Source organism: Emticicia sp. CRIBPO, assembly GCF_009905725.1.
GTDB lineage: Bacteria > Bacteroidota > Bacteroidia > Cytophagales > Spirosomataceae > Leadbetterella.
Genome location: NZ_JAAAKV010000009.1, coordinates 157,737 through 176,112 on the forward strand (window position 1 = coordinate 157,737; position 18,376 = coordinate 176,112).

At 45.5% G+C, this 18,376-nt stretch carries 8 protein-coding genes; all 8 read right to left on the reverse strand.

Annotated elements, in window-relative coordinates:
* Positions 1-90 precede the first annotated feature (90 nt).
* Complete coding sequence (locus GVN16_RS19220; RefSeq protein ID WP_166565559.1) at positions 91-2,715, reverse strand: ABC transporter permease; 2,625 nt, start codon at positions 2,713-2,715, stop codon at positions 91-93.
* Between the two features lie 177 nt (positions 2,716-2,892).
* Positions 2,893-4,125, reverse strand: a complete 1,233-nt coding sequence (locus tag GVN16_RS19225; RefSeq protein ID WP_166565560.1) for an amidohydrolase family protein — start codon at positions 4,123-4,125, stop codon at positions 2,893-2,895.
* Positions 4,126-4,194: 69 nt separating this feature from the next.
* Complete coding sequence (locus GVN16_RS19230; protein WP_166565561.1) at positions 4,195-6,840, reverse strand: ABC transporter permease; 2,646 nt, start codon at positions 6,838-6,840, stop codon at positions 4,195-4,197.
* 182 nt (positions 6,841-7,022) lie between these two features.
* Positions 7,023-9,653: an ABC transporter permease gene (locus GVN16_RS19235; protein WP_166565562.1), complete on the reverse strand. Its 2,631-nt coding sequence runs from the start codon at positions 9,651-9,653 to the stop codon at positions 7,023-7,025.
* 69 nt (positions 9,654-9,722) lie between these two features.
* Positions 9,723-12,317 (reverse strand): ABC transporter permease, encoded by a 2,595-nt coding sequence (locus tag GVN16_RS19240; protein WP_229244245.1) that lies wholly within the window; start codon positions 12,315-12,317, stop codon positions 9,723-9,725.
* A 106-nt stretch (positions 12,318-12,423) separates the two neighbouring features.
* On the reverse strand, positions 12,424-15,030 hold the full coding sequence (locus GVN16_RS19245) for an ABC transporter permease (protein ID WP_166565563.1): 2,607 nt from the start codon (positions 15,028-15,030) through the stop codon (positions 12,424-12,426).
* 108 nt (positions 15,031-15,138) lie between these two features.
* Positions 15,139-17,778, reverse strand: a complete 2,640-nt coding sequence (locus GVN16_RS19250) for an ABC transporter permease (RefSeq protein WP_166565564.1) — start codon at positions 17,776-17,778, stop codon at positions 15,139-15,141.
* Positions 17,775-18,113 carry a PadR family transcriptional regulator gene (locus GVN16_RS19255; RefSeq protein WP_166565565.1) on the reverse strand — a complete coding sequence of 113 codons (339 nt, stop codon included), beginning with the start codon at positions 18,111-18,113 and terminating at the stop codon, positions 17,775-17,777. Before GVN16_RS19255 ends, GVN16_RS19250 begins: the two co-directional genes overlap by 4 nt.
* Positions 18,114-18,376 lie beyond the last annotated feature (263 nt).

Below are 18,376 nucleotides of genomic sequence, written 5' to 3' on the forward strand. Positions count from 1 at the left end.
ATTTAATTAATTTTTTTCTAATATATTTTGAACAGACGTTGCATGCAACGTCTCTACCTCACTAAACGCTAAATAGCCAACAGCTAATAGCTACTCGCTCTTCAGCGACTTCACGGGGTTCATCATCGCGGCTTTGATGCTTTGGAAGCTTATGGTCAACAGGGTAATCAGTAAAGCTCCTGCACCGGTTAAAGCAAAAATCCACCAGGAAAGACTGGTCCGGTAAATGTATCGCTGGAGCCATTCTTCCATATAGTACCATGACACCGGGACGGCGATACACAATGAAATGAAAACCAGTATGACGAAATCCCGCGACAATAAGCTCCAGAGGTTAAAAACTGAGGCTCCGAGGACTTTCCTTACCCCGATTTCCTTGGTCCTTTGTTCTGCCACAAAAGACGAAAGTCCGAATAAACCAAGGCAGGAGATAAAAATGGCGAGTGAAGAGAAGAAGGCCGCAAGCTTTCCGATCTGTTCTTCTGCTGCAAACTTGAATTCATATTCATCATCGACAAAATCATACGTAAACGGAGAGGAAGGGTCATGTTTCTTAAAAACCGCTTCCATGTTTTTCAGGGCCTGGTCTGCTGATAAATGAGGATGGATACGCAGGGTGATAAAGTTTCCCCCTCTCGGAGCAATAAAGTATATGGTCTGCTTGACAGGTTCAAAAGGCGAACTCATGAGCATGTCTTTTATCACACCGATGACTTTGAAGCTCCTGTCTTCCCACCTGATTGTTTTTCCTACCGGGTCTTTTAAGCCCATAAATTTCACTGCGGTTTCGTTGAGCACAAAACCGGCAGAATCTGTTGAAAAGTTTTTTGAGAAGTCTCTTCCGTCGGCAAATTTCCAGCCTACGGTGTTTCCGAAATCATGGGAGACGCCAATGGTGGCAAAATCTGCCTGAAAAGCCGGGTCTTTGCCTTCCCAGTCAAAATCTATGTTGTTGGAGAACACATCGGTGGCCGGACTCGCCGATTCTGCCATATCCAGTATCGTTCCGGTTTTTACCAGCTCATCTTTCACTACCTCAAAATGTTTGTGGATGTCTTTCGTATTGAGGTGAACGCTTACCAGGCCGTTGCGGTCATAACCGATGGGGCGGTTTTTGGCAAAAAGTATCTGCTTGTAAACCACCGCCGTGCCGATGATGAGAACGATAGAAACAGTAAACTGCGTAACCACGAGCACTTTTCTGGGAACAGCAGCGAACCTTCCGGCCTTGAAAGTACCTTTGAGGGTGGCAAGCGGCTGAAAAGAAGAGAGATAAAATGCCGGGTAACTTCCGGCCAGAAGCCCTGTCAGGAAAGTAAACCCAAGACCGGCGATCCAGAAATAAGGATTGGACCATAACATATTCATTTGCTTGTCAGCCACATCATTGAAAACGGATAAAGAAAGCCAGACAATGACCAGGGACAAGATAAACGCTATAAAAGATATCAGGAGGGATTCTGTAAAAAACTGGGTGATCAATTGTTCCCGGAGTGACCCTACGGCTTTCCTGATGCCCACTTCTTTGGCCCTTTTCTCCGACCTGGCGGTACTGAGGTTCATAAAATTGATACAGGCCAGGATAAGCACAAACACCCCGATGGCTCCGAAAAGCCAGACAAACTGGATTCTTCCGCCATTATTGAGCCCATTTTTCCATTCAGAATACAAGTGCCACCTGTTCATCGGGTGCAGAGAGATTTCCGGATTTGATAAAGCTTCGTCGGCTTCGGTTCTGCCCTTTTTCATGTACCTGATCTTTTCTGAAACGAGCTCCGCGTCGGCATTTTTGCTGAGCTTCACAAAAATCCGGAATGAATTATTACTCCATTCATGGTTGTCGCGGGCTGCTCTGATCCAGTCGGAAGTAGACACTAACAGATCCCAGGGCAGGATAAACCTTACGTCTCTGAAGGTTGTATTATAAGGCAGATCTTCATAAATACCTGTCACTTTTACGTCCAGCTTATTGTTTACTTTTACAATTTTATCGATCGGGTTAAGGTCTCCGAAAAGGGCTTTTGCCAGGGTGGTCGAAAGTAAAATGGAGTTCTGTTCTTTCAATCCGGATTTTGTGCCGGCTGTCATTTTAAGAGACAGCAAGTCAGGAGCTGCGGGTGACATGAAATTTCCCTGCCGGGTTATTTTACTGTCGCCGAAGGCCAGGTTGTACCGGGTGGTCCATGAGGACATCACCACGTCATCAAAATCAGCCGGATAAGTTTTGGACAACTCCTCTCCGACCGGAATCGAAACCGCAACAGCGGATTCGATTTCCCCGTTCATGGTACGGTGCTGCATGACCTGGGCAATGCGGTCATGATTTTCGTGATAATGATCGAAAGTCATTTCGTCATAAATCCACAGCCCGATCAGCATGGCCACGGTCATCCCCGCTGTGAGTCCCAGGATGTTGATCAGTGAATACCCTTTGTAACGGAGCAGGTTTCTGAACGCGATTTTAAAATAATTCCGTATCATATTCATTTGAAGTAAAGGGTTTGAATAGTCATTATTTGTTTTCTTTTTCAAAGCAAAAGGCCTGAAAAAGGCAAGTACACTCCACAAATACTGCCGCCTGGCCGACCTCTCCCCAAACAATTTCACATCCCGCTGAAAACGTTCATACAAATCACCCTGCACTTCCTCCAGCAGATGGGAAGCACAGAACCATTCAAGAAAACGGTCGGCGAAACGGGGTGGTTGGGTTGGCATTTTATTCCGGAAAAAGGAGAAGGAAAAAAGGACAAAGGTATTTTTCTTCTCCACAAGGAAGTTGTAAGCAACGTCCTCTATTTTATTTAACAATTCTCTTATTACAAATCAATGCTGCGAAAAGACTTTACGTGCAATGGCTCTGCTTTCCTCTGTCTTTTGAATTTCTTACAGAGGTCAGTGCAATGTCTGCTTATAAACCTTGCCATCTTTCATGACAAAAACTACTCCTTCCAAAACGCCGATGTCATTTAGCGGATTTCCCTTAACCGCAATAATATCCGCAAACCGACCGGCTTCAATAGTGCCTATGGAATTGCTTCCTATTAAATCCGCCGGATTAAGGGTTGAAGCACGCAATATCTCCATATTGCTCATTCCCGATGCCACATAAGTTTTATACATTCCTATGCTGGCCTGGCCCCGCGTCATTCCCGGAAACTCGTAATAAATATCCGATCCTATAGCAATCCTTACCCCTGCTTTTAAAGCCCTTTTTATCCTGTCCTGGTATCTTGTAACACCCGAAGCATCTGTAGGAACCAGGAAAATATTCTTTTTTGCCATCAGGTTAAGTACGGCTTCAGAAATGGTATAGCCGTGTTCAATGGAGCTTACACCCGCCTCAACAGCCGTCATCGAAGGACCGTCTCCGTCTGTAGCGTGTGCCGCCACAGGCAGGTTGGCCCGCTTTGCTTCCTCAACAATAACTTTCATTTCCTCAGAAGACAACCTGCGTGCACCTGAATTGGCGATTACCTTAATGCAATCGGCACCCTCATAAACGGCCTGACGCACGGCCTTCCTGGCTTCTTCTACTCCGCTTATCTGAATATATTCCTGACCTATCAGCTGCTGGGCTTCCGGCGTAACGGATTGGAACTGTCCCCCTACCGGAGCAAGAGCCCGGGTCGAAACAAACATGCGGGGCCCGGGCACATCCCCGTTCTTAATGGCATCTCTTAACGCAATGTCGGCATTGATGCCTGCATTTCCCAGATCACGCACAGATGTAAAACCTGCCTCCAGCATTTCACGTGCCAGCCTTGCACCGAGTAAGGCCCTTCTGGCAGGCCCGAGCTGAACCATTTCCAAAAGCCTGTTCGAGTTGTCGTCACCATATTTTGCATAATACTGGTGAAGCAGGTGTGTATGGGCGTCAATAAGTCCGGGTAAAAGCGTCACATCGCCCAGGGCAATCACCTGTACACTGTCGGGAATGCTGAGGCCTGAACCCACATTCACGATCTTATTTTTTTCGATGAATATGACTGCATCCGTGATTTCTTTACCCGAACGGACATCAATCATCCGCTTTGCGGTAACGGCAATCCTCTCTGATGATTTTTGAGCCTCTGCAGGCAACATCAACAACAGGGTTGATACAATGGTTAAAAATGTTATTTTCATTTTCACTAAAAGATGGTTTATTTCACCCCGTCCGGGCAAATTCAGGCCGGACGGGAATTCAAAATTATCTTACTCACTCTTCAGCGTTTTCACCGGGTTCATCAGTGCGGCTTTGATGGCCTGGTAGCTTACCGTCAACAAAGTGATGACCAAAGCACCGGCCGCCGTAACCACAAAAATCAACCAGGAAATTTCTGTATGATAATCATAACCGGCCAGCCAGTTTTGCATGGCATACCAGGCGATCGGAGTAGAAATAATACTCGAAATAAGTACAAGTGCCATAAAATCCCGGGAAAGCATCTGCCACAGATTCATCACCGATGCACCCAGTATCTTGCGGATGCCAATTTCTTTGGTACGCTGTTCGGCTACAAATGAAGCCAGTCCGAATAAACCCAGGCAGGATATCAGGATCGCGAGAGAAGCAAAAAAGCCCGAAAGTTTACCTATCCTTTCTTCTGCCTTAAACTTAGCGGCATATTCCACGTCAGCAAATTTGTAATCAAATGGTACAGCCGGGAGTACCTTTTTAAAAACCTCTCCGATTTTCGGAACAGCCACTGCAGCACTTACCTCAGGATTCAGCTTAACATTGAGCCAGTTCGGATCTCCGTACATAAAAAAGACAGTGGGTTTAATTTCAGCAAAAGGCGATTCCATGACCATGTCTTTTACCACTCCGATGATTTTGAAAGGTTTCTGAATATCCCCGGTCATCCACTTGCTTTTCCAGTTTACCGTTTCTCCGACCGGGTATTTTAAACCCATCAAACTGGCGGCGGTTTCATTGATGACAAATCCTGAAGAATCCGAGGCGAGTTCTTTTGAAAAATTCCTGCCTGCCACAAACTCCCACCCTACAGTTTTGGCATATTCAGGCGAAACAGTCAGTGTGGCAAACCTGTCTTTCCCCTGCTGATTCCCCTGCCATTTAAAACCCTCATTAGCACTCCAGACTCCGGTGGCCGGGCTTTGGGACAAGGCCGTTTCCAGCACTACACCTGTATTTTTCAATTCGGCCCTCAGCAGCTCTGATTTGGCGGCAAAGTCTGCCGATTTTATCTCTATCATCATCAGACCGTTCCTGGAATATCCTACAGGCCGGTTTTTAGCGAACTGTACCTGGCTATAAACAATAGCCGTGCAGATAACCAGTGTAATAGACACGGTAAACTGCATAGCCACCAGCACTTTCCTCGGCATGGAAGCAAAGCGGCCCAACTGCACTGTGTTGCCTTTCAGCACTTTAACCGGCTGGAATGACGTCAGGTAAAATGCGGGATAACTACCCGCCAGCAAACCGGTGATTAAAATAAAACTCAGGTTAAATATCCAGAAGTACATATTGCTCCACGGGATGGTCGTTTGCTTGGCAGCAAGATTATTAAACCAGGTTAATGACGCCGTTACCAGGACAATACTTATGATAAAAGCCAGAAACACGACCAGGAAAGACTCACTGAAAAATTGACTGATCAGCTGGCTTCTCAATGACCCTACGGCCTTCCGGATACCCACTTCCTTAGCCCGTTTTTCAGATCTTGCAGTGCTCAGATTCATGAAGTTAATGCAGGCCAGCAGCAACACAAAAAAGCCGATCAGTCCTACCAGCCAGATGTACTGCACAGGGCCGCGGTCAGGAATACCGTTTTTAAAATCAGAATATAAGTGCCAGTCCGACATCGGGTTCAGCCACATCTGAGGATTGGTGGCCGCCTCCTCTTTCATATTGTCCATGTTCCTGATCACATTTAGCTCAGAGTCCTTTATCGCTGCACTCACTTTTTTGAAGTCGGTTCCGGGCTTTATCTCTGCATACATCCACAAAGCGTGGTTGTCCCACAGCTTCTTACTCATATAAGGGTTCATAGCCAGGAAATAGTCCCAGGAGGACAGAAAGCTGACATTATGAAGAAACGAGTTCTGAGGGATATCCTCATAAACACCTGTGACTTTGACCTGATTCTTGTCTATTTCCAGGGATTTGTTTAAAGGATTTTCTTCCCCGAACAATGTTGCGGCAGCAGAAGCAGAAAGCAAAACAGACTGCTGATCGCTTAAACCGTCCCATGAACCTTTGAGCATCTTTAAAGTAAACATTTCAGGGGCTTCCTTTCCAACAAACTGCCCGGTCAGCGAAAAAGTGTTTTCACCGGTAGTAATGATATGCTCTCCGGGGTGCGTCACCGGAACTATGTGTTTAAAATGCTCCGAATAGTTACTTTTCAGCTCATTAACAAACGGGAACGGCACAGATGTGTTGACATCCACCTCACCGTTAACCACCTGATTTTGCATCAACTGGGCAATCCGATCATAATTTTTATGGTATTTATTATAGGACAACTCATCATAAACCCATAAACCGATGAGCATGGCCACGGCCATTCCCATAGCGAGCCCACCGATATTGATAGCAGAATAACTCTTGTTTTTCAGAAGATTCCGCCAGGCGATCTTGAAATAATTCCTAATCATATCTATGCTGAGTAAAGGGGTTGAATAATCATTTTGTTTCTTGTTTTTCAGGGCAAACGGCCTGAAAAATGCGAGTACACACCAGAAATACCTCCGCCTGGCAAACGGCTCTCCAAACAGCTTCACATCCCGCTGAAAACGCTCATGCAAATCGCCCTGTACTTCTTCCAGCAGGTGGGAAGCACAGAACCATTCGAGAAAACGGTCGGCCAGACGGGGTGGTTGGGTTGGCATTTTATTCCGGAAAAAGGAGAAGGGAAAACGGAAAAAGGTATTTTCTTCTCCATAGGGACGTCGCTTGCAACGTCCCTGTTTTTATTTAATAATTCTCTTATTACAAATCAGTGCGGCAAACAATCCTCGCATGCAATGACTCTTCTCTAACAGCTAAATAGTTAATAGCTTATTGTTTACCCCTATTCACTCTTCAGCGTTTTCACCGGGTTCATCAGTGCCGCTTTGATGGCCTGGTAGCTTACGGTCAGCAGGGTAATGAATAAAGATCCCACACCCGCCACCGCAAAAATCCACCAGGATATATCCGTTCTGTAATCATATTTCTGAAGCCAGTCGTTCATGAAATACCACGCGACGGGAATAGCAATAAACAATGAGATCAGTACAAGCATGACAAAGTCCTTCGACAGCAACTTCCAGAGGTTGAATACCGATGCTCCGAGCACTTTCCTGACACCGATCTCCTTGGTGCGTTGCTCCGCCACAAAAGAAGCGAGACCGAATAAGCCGAGACAACTGATAAAGATAGCCAAACCAGCAAACACCGACGCCAGTTTTCCTATCCTCACTTCTGCATCAAATTTGGAGGCAAACTCAGTACTCGCAAACTTGTAATCAAACGGAGCGGCAGGAATCAGTTTTTTGAAGACCTTCTCTGCTCCGGCTAAAGATTCAGAGGCACTTTTAGCAGGATTGAGCTTAAGAACAATCCAGTTGACATTGTGAGGACTCAGCATATAAACGGCCTGTTTCACTGGTTCATACGGCGAATCCATCAGCATATCCCTGATCACCCCGACTATTTTGAAGTTTGGGGCATCTTTATCACTTCCCCATTTGACCGTCTGTCCTACCGGATCTTTAATGCCCATAAACCGTACAGCAGCTTCGTTAAGCACAATTGCCGAAGTATCCGTAGAAAAATCGCGGGAGAAATCCCTGCCCTCTTTAAATTCCCACCCAACTGTTTTACCAAAATCATGGGTTACCCAGACGGTTGCGAAGTCAGCATCAAGCTCAGGATCCTTGCCCTGCCACTGAAACCCTCCGCTGTTAGACCACACACCGGTAAGCGGACTGGAACATTCCACCATTTCTTCCACCGCTCCTGAACTTTTAAGTTCGTTTCTCAGGAGATCAAATTTTCCGTAAAAGTCGGGAGAAGACATCTGTATCATCACAAGACCATCCCTGTTGTATCCCACCGGGCGGTTTTTGGAGTGTTGTATCTGTCTGTACACAATGATGGTACCAATGATCAGCGTAACCGATACCGTAAACTGCAGCACAACGAGGGCTTTGCGGGGCATGGAAGCAAAACGCCCTGCTTTAAAAGTACCTTTCAGTACCTTCACCGGCTGGAAAGAAGACAGGTAGAGTGCCGGGTAACTTCCGGCGATCAGGCCTGTGAAAAGGCTGAAACCGATTCCGGCTATCCAGAAAAACGGATTTGTCCACAATATTTCGATTTTCTTATCAGCCACTTCATTGAACCAGGAAAGGCTCAGCTGTACCATCACCAGCGACAATGCGAAGGCGATCAGCACCACCAGCAGCGACTCGCTGAAGAACTGCGAGATAAGCTGACCACGCACTGAACCTATGGCCTTACGGATGCCTACTTCCTTGGCCCTCTTTTCAGACCTAGCGGTACTGAGGTTCATGAAATTGATGCAGGCTAGGATCAGCACAAACACGCCCACCACACCAAACAACCACACATATTCTATAGCTCCGCCGGTCTGGATCCCATTTTCCCAGTTTGACCGCAGGTGCCATTCAGACATCGGGTGAAGCTGGATTTTAGCTTTGTATTTTTTTTCATCGTCTGCTACATTATTCAGCTTTGCATTGAGGATCGCTTTGTTGACAGTTTCGAAATCTGTGTTGTCAGCAATCTGGGCGAAAATCTGGAATGAATTATTGCCCCATTGGTTCTGATCACGGGCCCTTTGTACCCAGGGTTCTGATGACACAAAAAGAGCCCAGGTAGATATAAATTCAAGTTCCCTGAATTCTGTGTTATACGGCAGGTCTTCATAAACCCCGGTTACCCTGACATCCAGTTTGTTATTGATTTTCATCAGTTGATTGACCGGGTCCGTTTCTCCGAAAAGGGCCTTTGCCGTTGATTCTGAAAGTAATATTGAATTTTGTTCCTTTAGCCCGTCTTCCGAGCCATGAATCATCTTAAGAGAGGCCAGTTTAGGAAAATCCGGCTCCATAAAATTTCCTTTTTTGTTCATCTTTTTATCCCCGAATGAAAGGATGTTGTCCCCTGTCCATGTGGCCATGGACAAATACTTGAAGTGACTGCCGTATTTATTTTTCAGTTCCGGACCCAAAGGAAACGGCATGGCCACCTCGGCGAATTCATTGCCGTTAGACGTCTGATACTGTAATAACTGGGCCACCCGGTCATAATTTTTGTGGTATTTGTCATACGATAACTCATCATAAATCCACAGGCCGATGAGTATGGCTACCGTCATGCCAGTAGCTAGACCGACGATGTTGATGGAGGAATAACCTTTGTGTTTTACAAGGTTTCTGAAGGCGATTTTAAAATAATTGCTAATCATAATCTGAGTATATAAGGGTGTTGAACTTTTTTCTTTCCAGGCAAAGGGCCGCATAAATCCCAGCACATTGGCCACATATTCTCTTTTTGCCGAACGCTCTCCGAACAAAGCCGCATTCTTCTGAAACCGCTCTTCCAGGTCACCCCGGATTTCCTCCAGCAAATGGTCTGCACAAAACCATTCTAGCAATCGGCTGGCCCATCGGGGCGGTTGGGTTCTTTTTATCATTATTTTTTACCTTAAGCAGTAAGCTTTTCTTTTTTTGACAATCCACTCATTCTATCATTCATCATTCTATCATTCACTCTTCAAAGACTTTACCGGGTTCATTAACGCTGCTTTGATACTTTGATAACTTATGGTGAGTAAGCCGATAAAAGCCACCAGCAAACCGGAAAGCACAAAGACCAGCCAGCTCATATCTACTTTATAGGCAAAATTCTCCAGCCATCGGCTCATCACATACCAGGCCAGCGGTGAGGCAATGAGAATAGCCACAACCACAAGTCTGAGAAAATCCTGAGAAAGCATGGCTACAATGCCGGACACAGAGGCACCGAGTACTTTCCTGACCCCGATTTTCTTGATGCGTTGCTCTGCCGTGAAAGCAGCAAGGCCAAATAGCCCCAGGCATGCGATAAAAATAGCAAGGCCGGCAAAAATGGTGGCCAATACACCTACAATACTTTCACTTTTGTAAAGTTTCTGATACCCTTCGTCTACAAAAGAATAGGTAAAAGGGAACCTGGGGTTTATTTTTTTATACACTGCCTCAAGGCCCGACAATGCCTCTTTAGTTTGCCCGGGTTCTGTCCTGACGAGTATGCTCCCAGCCTTCCATTCAGCCAGGCGGATGATCAAAGGGCGGATGGGATCATGCAGCGAGTTAAAGTGAAAGTCTTCTACAAGACCCACTATTTTTCCGGGCTTATCCCAGAACGTCAAAGGCTGGCCGACAGGATTTTTATATCCTATTTTCTTTGCAGCCGTTTCATTGATGATGTAACTGCTTGAATCTGTCGCAAATGCCTTATTGAAATCCCGGCCGTCTTTAAATTTCACTTTCATGGTTTTGGCAAAATCGTACCCTGTTGCCGTATTATGGAATGAAATAACAGCTGCCGGGCTTTTACCAGGCCAGCTGACGCCTTCTGTAGTATTACCGTTGTTGAGCGGGGATGTGTGCATAAACGTTACCGATTGGATCCCGCTTTGCCTTAACAAATCTTCCTTAAAAATATCGTACTTACTACTCAGTTCACCTTCAAGAGGTATACTGATCAGGTTTTCACGATTATAGCCGAGGTTTTTGGTTTGCAAGTACTGAAGTTGTCTGTACACCACCGCCGTACCTACGATCAGCAGCATGGATAAAACAAATTGAAAAACCACCAGTCCCCGTCTGAACAGCTTCGCCCCGCTTCCGAAACGTAATGTGCCTTTCAGTATCTTTACCGGATTCAGGGAGGATAAAAAGAACGCCGGATAACTGCCTGCCAGCAAGCCCGTAAAAATCAGTAAACCCGCCATATAAAACCAGAAAACGGGTTTCCCAAACGGCAAAAACAACTGTTTATCCGTCAGTTGATTAAAGAAAGGAAGAATAAAATATACCAGGGCAATGGCCACAACGGTAGCCATGGCGGTTAATAAAACGGCCTCTCCTATAAATTGCCCGATCAGCAGCCCTCTGTCTGCCCCTACCACTTTTCTCACACCTACTTCCCTGGCTCTTTTAACAGACCTTGCAGTAGCCAGATTCATAAAATTAATGGTAGCGATCAGCAGTAAAAACACGGCAATTATGGCCAGAAGACGAACATAATCTATGCGGCCTCCGTCAAGATACCCGTCTTTGAAATTAGAATGAAGATAGGCGTCTTTCTCGGCCATCAGAAAGAGGTTGACAAAATATCCTGAGCTGAAATCCTTGTTCAGGCCTTTCAAAAACCACTTAAGCCTGGCATTCACCTGTTTCGGGTCAGCATCTGACCGGAGAAGAATACGGGTGCCAGGACCAAAATTGGTCCACTCTTTCAGCCACTTTTCTCTTGAAAGGTAGTCGTCCCAGTTCAATAAAAATTCATATTTATCAGGAGCCTGAGCCGGAAGGTCCTCATAGACAGCCGTAATCTGGTAATCCTTTCCATTACCAAACCTTATGGCTTGCCCAAAAGCTTTCTCCGGATCAGAAAAGTATGTTTCTGCCAACTTTCTGGACACAGCAATGCTTCCAGGGGATTTAAGAGCTGAATATGTTCCTGCCAACAGTGGGATTTCATACATTTTGAGCCAGTCTTCTCCTGCGAAATTTCCTCTTTGGCGGGTTGTTTTATTACCGGCCGTCAGAACGTGTGACTCGGAAGATGAAAGACCGGCAGCATAAATAATCTCAGGGAACTGTCTTTTCAGTTCATCAGCAAGTAAGCCGGGTGTGTCTTCATCAGCCACTATTTTGCCGTCTGTAAACTCCCTCTCCATGATCCTGTAAAGGTCAGAAGTATTTTTATAATGTGTCCCGATACTTTTTTCATCCTCAATCCAAAGGAAAATCAGGATAGCCGAGGCCATTCCCAGGGCAAGCCCTGAAATATTAATAGCTGAAAAAGATTTACTGCGAACCAGGTTCCGCCATGCGATTTTAAAGTAATTGCTTATCATCATTTTCATCTGTAAAGGTGTCGAACTCTTTTTATCTCTCCAGGCAAACCGCCTCACAAACCCGAAAACTTGTGCTACATACTGCCTTTTTGCGGAACGTTCTCCAAACAAATCCACATTCCTCAGAAACCGCTCTTCCAGATCTCCCTGTATCTCTTCCAGCCAATCATCTGAACAAAACCATTCGAGCAGACGAGCGGCCCACCGGGGTGGTTGAGTTCTTTTCAGCATCGTTTTTTCTCTTTTTAAGCGACAAGCTTTTTATTTTCCTGAACAAATCACAATTCATTCATTCTATCACTCTATTATTCTATCACTCTATCATTCACTCATTCCATCACTCACTCCTCAAAGACCTCACCGGGTTCATTAATGCTGCTTTGATGGCCTGAAAACTTACTGTTAGCAGTGAGATCAGCAAAGCTCCTGCCCCGGAGCCCACAAAAATCCACCAGGTAATGTCCGTTTTGATGACATACCCTTCGATCCATTTATTCATAAAATAATAAGCAAGAGGCGAGGCGATGAAAAGGGAAATGGTTACCAGGATCAGAAAATCCCTGGAAAGCAATCCCCAAAGGTTCAGGACCGAGGCCCCAAGTACTTTTCTGACACCAATTTCTTTGGTACGTTGTTCCGCAATAAAAGACGCCAGACCGAATAAACCCAGGCAGGAAATCATGACGGCGAGGATGGTAAAAAACAATGACAGCTTACCGATGCGTTCTTCTTCTTTGAATTTTTTACCATACTGAACATCCACAAAATTGTACATGAATGGGCTGGAAGGGTTATGCTTCCTGAAAACATCTGCTACTTTTTCAAGGGCTGTCGAAACGGGCATTCCTTCAGATAGCCTGACCATGATCATATCTACCGCCTTATAATTAATGACATAAAAAGCCGGTTTGATTTCCTGGAAAGGAGATTCTTTGATGATGTCTTTGACAATACCGATGACTTTAAGAGGTTTTCCCTGGTGTGTAACAATCTCTTCCAGCGGATTTTTGAAACCCGTAAGTTTCAGCGTAGCTTCACTCAGAATAACGGCTGAAGAATCTGTGCTGTAATTTCTTGAGAAATCCCTGCCCTGTACTATTTCCCAGCCAATCGTTTTTCCATAATCGTGCGTGACATTGTTGCCCATCAGCAATGGCCTGGAATCCGGTTCCTTGCCCTTCCATGAAAAATTAGTGGTAAGTCCGCCGCTTCCTGTAATAGACCCTACAGATTCCGCCACTTCAACCACTGCCCCGGTTTCAAGAAGATCTGTCCTTAGCTCATCATAATGCCCCTGCAACTCAGGCGTATTCAACCTGACCTCAATGATGCCCTGCCGGTTGTATCCGACCTCCAGATTTTTAACATGCTGAATCTGTCTGAAAACGATAACCGTGCCTATGATGAGTGTGACCGATACTGTAAATTGCATAACCACCAGTACTTTCCTGGGAACCGCCGCAAAACGGCCCACTCTGAAAGTTCCTTTTAGCACCTTTACAGCCTGAAAAGAAGACAGGTATAAGGCCGGGTAACTACCGGAAATCACGCTCGTCAGCAAAGTAAAACCAAGTCCGGCGATCCAGAAAAGAGGATTTTCCCATAAAATCCTTATTTGCTTAGCAGCCACTTCATTGAATAGCGGAAGGCTAAGCTGAACGATGATCAGTGAAAGGATGAATGAGAGGAGAACAACCATCAGCGACTCGCTGAAAAACTGCATGACCAGTTGAGTCCTGACAGATCCCACGGCTTTCCGGATCCCCACTTCTTTGGCTCTCTTTTCAGACCTGGCCGTGCTCAGGTTCATAAAATTGATGCAAGCCAGGAGCAGAACGAACCCGCCGATGATGCCGAATAGCCATACAAACTGGATAAGCCCTCCCGTATTCAGGCCATTTTTAAATTCAGAATAAAGATGCCACCGGCTCATAGGGTGGATAAAAAATTCAGGTTTGTAAGAAGGCGGATTGTTCATTTTCATCCGGATATCACGGATTTTAGAAGATAAAGCCTCGAAATCAGCCCCGGTCTTCAGCTGGACAAAAATCTGGAAAGAATTGTCGTCCCAGGCGTCAGTCACACTCTTTACATAAGGATTTGTGGCCTCATACAAACTCCAGGGCAGAAGAAACGACACGTCATTGAAGGAAGTATTAAAAGGAAAGTCCTTATACACCCCTGCCACTTTAACACTGGCTTTGTTATCTATCTTTATGATTTTATTCAAAGGGTCTTCGTCCCCGAATAAGGCTTCAGCACTGGATTCGGAAAGCAGCACCGAGTTTACATCTTTCAGACCGTCCTTTGATCCTGAAATCATGTTCACGGACAGCATATCTGTGAAAAATGGTTCTACATAATTACCTTTCCTTTCCATTTTCTTTTCCCCGGCATCCAGGATAAGCGAGAGGTTGTTGGAAGAAAGACTCACAGCCTCCACGTCAGGGTATTTTGTCCTTAACTCCTTTGCCAGGGGAATCGGCAATACGGTGTAGGAAGATTTTTCGACATCAAATGTCACAAACTGCCACAGCTGTCCCAGGCGGTCATAGTTTTTAAATGACTTGTCATAGGACAATTCATCATGCACCCACAGACCGATGAGCATGGTCACTGCCATCCCGGTGGCCAGTCCGAAAATGTTAATAAAAGAGTAACCTTTGTGTTTCAGCAGGTTTCTCAGGGCGATTTTAAAGTAATTGCTTATCATAATTTGTGTATATAAGGGTACCGGACTTTTCTCATTTTTCAGGGCAAAGGGTCTGATAAACCCCAGCACACTAACTGCATACTGCCTTTTTGCGGATTGCTCTCCGAACAGATCAACATTCCGCAGAAACCGCTCTTCCAGATCTCCCTGTATCTCTTCCAGCAAATGGTCTGCACAAAACCATTCGAGCAGACGACTGGCCCATTGGGGTGGTTGAGGGTTCTTTGGCATTTTCCTTGGCTTTAACTGGTAAGCCTTAAGCTTTTAATTTTTTCAGACCATTCACAAATCACTCATTCATCATTCTGTCACTCACTCATTCATCATTCAGACATTCTATCACTCACTCTTCAGCGTCTTCACCGGGTTCATCAAAGCCGCCCTGACTGATTGATAACCGACCGTCAGCAATACCAACCCTATAGTAGCCACAGCGGTGAGCACAAAAATCCAGACATTGAACGGCACCTGGTAGGGATAGTTACTCAGCCATTGTTGCGTGGCATAATAGGCCAGCGGAAAAGCTACCACCAGTGAAAAACTCACCAGTTTCAAAAAATCAGTGGAAAGCAGCTGTACAATACTTCCGATAGAAGCCCCCAGCACTTTGCGGATACCGATTTCCTTGGTTCGTCTTTCGGCTGAAAGCGTCGCCAGACCAAACAGGCCCATACATGAAATGAATATCGTCAGCAGTGTACCAAACAGCAGAATCTGCTTCCATTTAGCCTCTGATTCGTAGTTTTTCAGATTTTCCACATCCTTAAAGCGGTAACTGTATGAATGGACAGGAAAGAGTTTTTTGAATGTTTTTTCGATGTAAGCCAGGCTTGATTGCTCGGTATTGGGTTTGATCTTGATATAACTTACTCCATATTCATTCTGAGACTTCATCGTAAACAGCTGGGAACCGATTTTCTGATTCAGGGCATCGTAGTGATAGTCTTTTGTCACCCCGATTACCTTGTAAACCTGGTCTGATTCCCCCACAAAGAATCTCACGTCCTGCCCGACCGGGTTTTTCCAGCCTGCTTTTTTGACAAACGATTCATTGACAATTACCGACTGGCTTGAATCTCCCGGAAAATCTGCAGAGAAATTTCTGCCCTGGATCACCGGGATCTTCAGCATCGGCAAAAATTCGGCGTCCACTGTTTCGTAACTGAAGTTAATCTGGGTGTCCCCGTTTATTTTAGCAACAGTGCCCCATCCTCCGCCATTTTTGGGAGCATAACCCAGGATATCCGGATTTTTAAGCAATTCATTTTTAAAAAGCCTCGCTTCATTACGGCTTAACCGCCATTTATCTACCATGACCAGGTTTTTATCATCATAACCCAACTCTTTGTTGGTAAGGTAGTTAAACTGCGAATAAATGGTCATGGTAGCTATAATCAGGAAGGAAGCCAAGCCGAATTGCAAAGTCAGCAAACCCTTCTGCAGATAATTTTTCCCCGATAAAGTGAAGCGGCTGTATAAGGTCTGTACAGGATCGAATCCCGACAAAATATACGCAGGATAAAACCCGGCCATCAGACTGGTAACCAGGAAGATTGCCACATACCCGATGATCAGCTGAATATCAAGCAGATAAGAAAAAGAAAGGGCTTTGTTGGATAACTGGTTAAACGTAGGCAGAATCATATTAACCAAACCGACAGCCAGAGCAAAAGCCAGAAAGCACAAACCGAACGACTCTCCCAGGAACTGGAAAATCAGCTGACTTCTGTCTCCGCCCACTACTTTCCTCAACCCTATTTCCTTGGCACGTTTCAAAGACCTTGATACTGTGAGGTTAACAAAGTTGATACAGGCAATCAGCAGGATGAAGATGCTTATTCCGGTCAGGATATAAGAAAACATCGGGTTGCTGGCATCGGAAAGCCCGTTGCTGGCCTGGTATTGGGTATTAAGGTGAATATCAGTGTAGGGTTGTAACAGGTAAGCGGCCGATTCCTTTACATCATATTTCTCCAGCATCAATTTAATGGCATCCCTGGCATCTGCTTCATAAATCTGCTTCATTTTCGCCTCCACTTTGGCGATATCAGAGGCCGGGTGAACCAGCACAAAAGTGTTCAGGTAAAAGCTGAACCAGTTTTCTTTGTTCTGAATTTCCTCCTGGCTCACCTGCATCGGTAGCAGCAGATCAAACTTCAGAGTAGAGTTCTGCGGGCATTTTTTGGACACCCCGGTGATCAGCACCGGAGCAGGCTTTCCGTCTTCCAGCATCTCGAGGGTTTTACCCAGGACATCCGTTGTTCCGAAATATTTCTCAGCCAGTTCTTCCGAAATCACAGCCGAATTAGGTTTCTGAAGGGCTGTGGCCGGATTGCCGGCAGACAAAGGGAAAGAGAACATTGAAAAGAAACCGGCATCAGCATAAAGAAGCTCCTGACTCTTGATTTCTGTCCCCATTTTTATGTTTCTGAAATCACTTCTAACCCTTACAAAAGCTTCTATTTCAGGTATTTTATCTTTAAAACGCGGTCCCGGCAAAGAACCCGTGTTACCATCAGCATTTTTAAGGCTTCCGTCAGGGTTTGTCCACCGGTTAACAATCCTGTAAATATTCGGATTTTGTGCATGAAACTGATCATAGCTGATCTCATCTTTGGTATAAAGCAGAATCAGCATCGCCGCAGCCAGGCCAATGGCCAACCCTACAATATTAATGGAAGCATAAACCTTATTTTTAGCCAGGTTTCTGAAAGCGATCTTAAAATAACTTCTTAACATATCTGTACTGTTTACCGGTTTGGAGTAATAAGTCTCTTTTTTTCTTTTGATGGCAAATGGTCTGAAAAAACCAATCACACTGGTATAATATTTTCTTCTGGCAGCCTTTTCTCCAAACGCTTCCACGTTTTGCCCGAAACGCTCATGCAGATCGCCCTGAATCTCCTCCAGCAAGTGGGGAGCACAGAACCATTTCAGCAGGCGGTCGGCCATGTGAGGCGGATTAGGCTGCTTCATCATATACTGACTGCCGGGAAATTCTGTGGTGAAATAGAATCCCACATCCTGTTACGGACCGTCCTGATTTCATTCAGTGTGCGGTTGCCCAGGGCCGTAACGGTAAACAACCGCTTCCGGCGGCCTCCGCGTTCGGCAGTGGCCTCTCCCATTCTGGAATGAAGCATGCTTTTTTCCTGAAGGCGGTGCAGTGCCGCATGAACAGCACTGAGGCTGGCCGATCGTCCGGTCTGCTCTTCGATGGCGTCGGAAATAGAAACCCCGTAAGCCCCGTCGCCCAAAACGGCTACGGTCAGCAAAACGATTTCTTCAAACTCTCCAAGATATATTCTCTTCATGATGTTATTATATTCGCTTTTGTAGAACAAATGATATGCCATCAGCAAAAAAGCCCCTAAAACGCTGTATTTGAAGGATTAGACCCATAAAAACTGTCCGGAATCGTACAGTTGGGCTGTCCGGAAACGAACATGAACAGCAGAAAAACCCGGAAGAAACGAAGGGACATAAATCAATAATAATCTCCGAAGCCGGGATGCCTCCCTGTATTAAAAATATGCTTTCTGCAATGGCGATAAGATTCGCAATTGCGTAACTTAAA

Coding starts and splice junctions, on each gene's coding strand:
- GVN16_RS19220 (WP_166565559.1), bottom strand. CDS start 2,715: ATGCCAACCCAACCACCCCGTTTCGCCGACCGTTTTCTTGAATGGTTC.
- GVN16_RS19225 (WP_166565560.1), bottom strand. CDS start 4,125: ATGAAAATAACATTTTTAACCATTGTATCAACCCTGTTGTTGATGTTG.
- GVN16_RS19230 (WP_166565561.1), bottom strand. CDS start 6,840: ATGCCAACCCAACCACCCCGTCTGGCCGACCGTTTTCTCGAATGGTTC.
- GVN16_RS19235 (WP_166565562.1), bottom strand. CDS start 9,653: ATGATAAAAAGAACCCAACCGCCCCGATGGGCCAGCCGATTGCTAGAA.
- GVN16_RS19240 (WP_229244245.1), bottom strand. CDS start 12,317: ATGCTGAAAAGAACTCAACCACCCCGGTGGGCCGCTCGTCTGCTCGAA.
- GVN16_RS19245 (WP_166565563.1), bottom strand. CDS start 15,030: ATGCCAAAGAACCCTCAACCACCCCAATGGGCCAGTCGTCTGCTCGAA.
- GVN16_RS19250 (WP_166565564.1), bottom strand. CDS start 17,778: ATGATGAAGCAGCCTAATCCGCCTCACATGGCCGACCGCCTGCTGAAA.
- GVN16_RS19255 (WP_166565565.1), bottom strand. CDS start 18,113: ATGAAGAGAATATATCTTGGAGAGTTTGAAGAAATCGTTTTGCTGACC.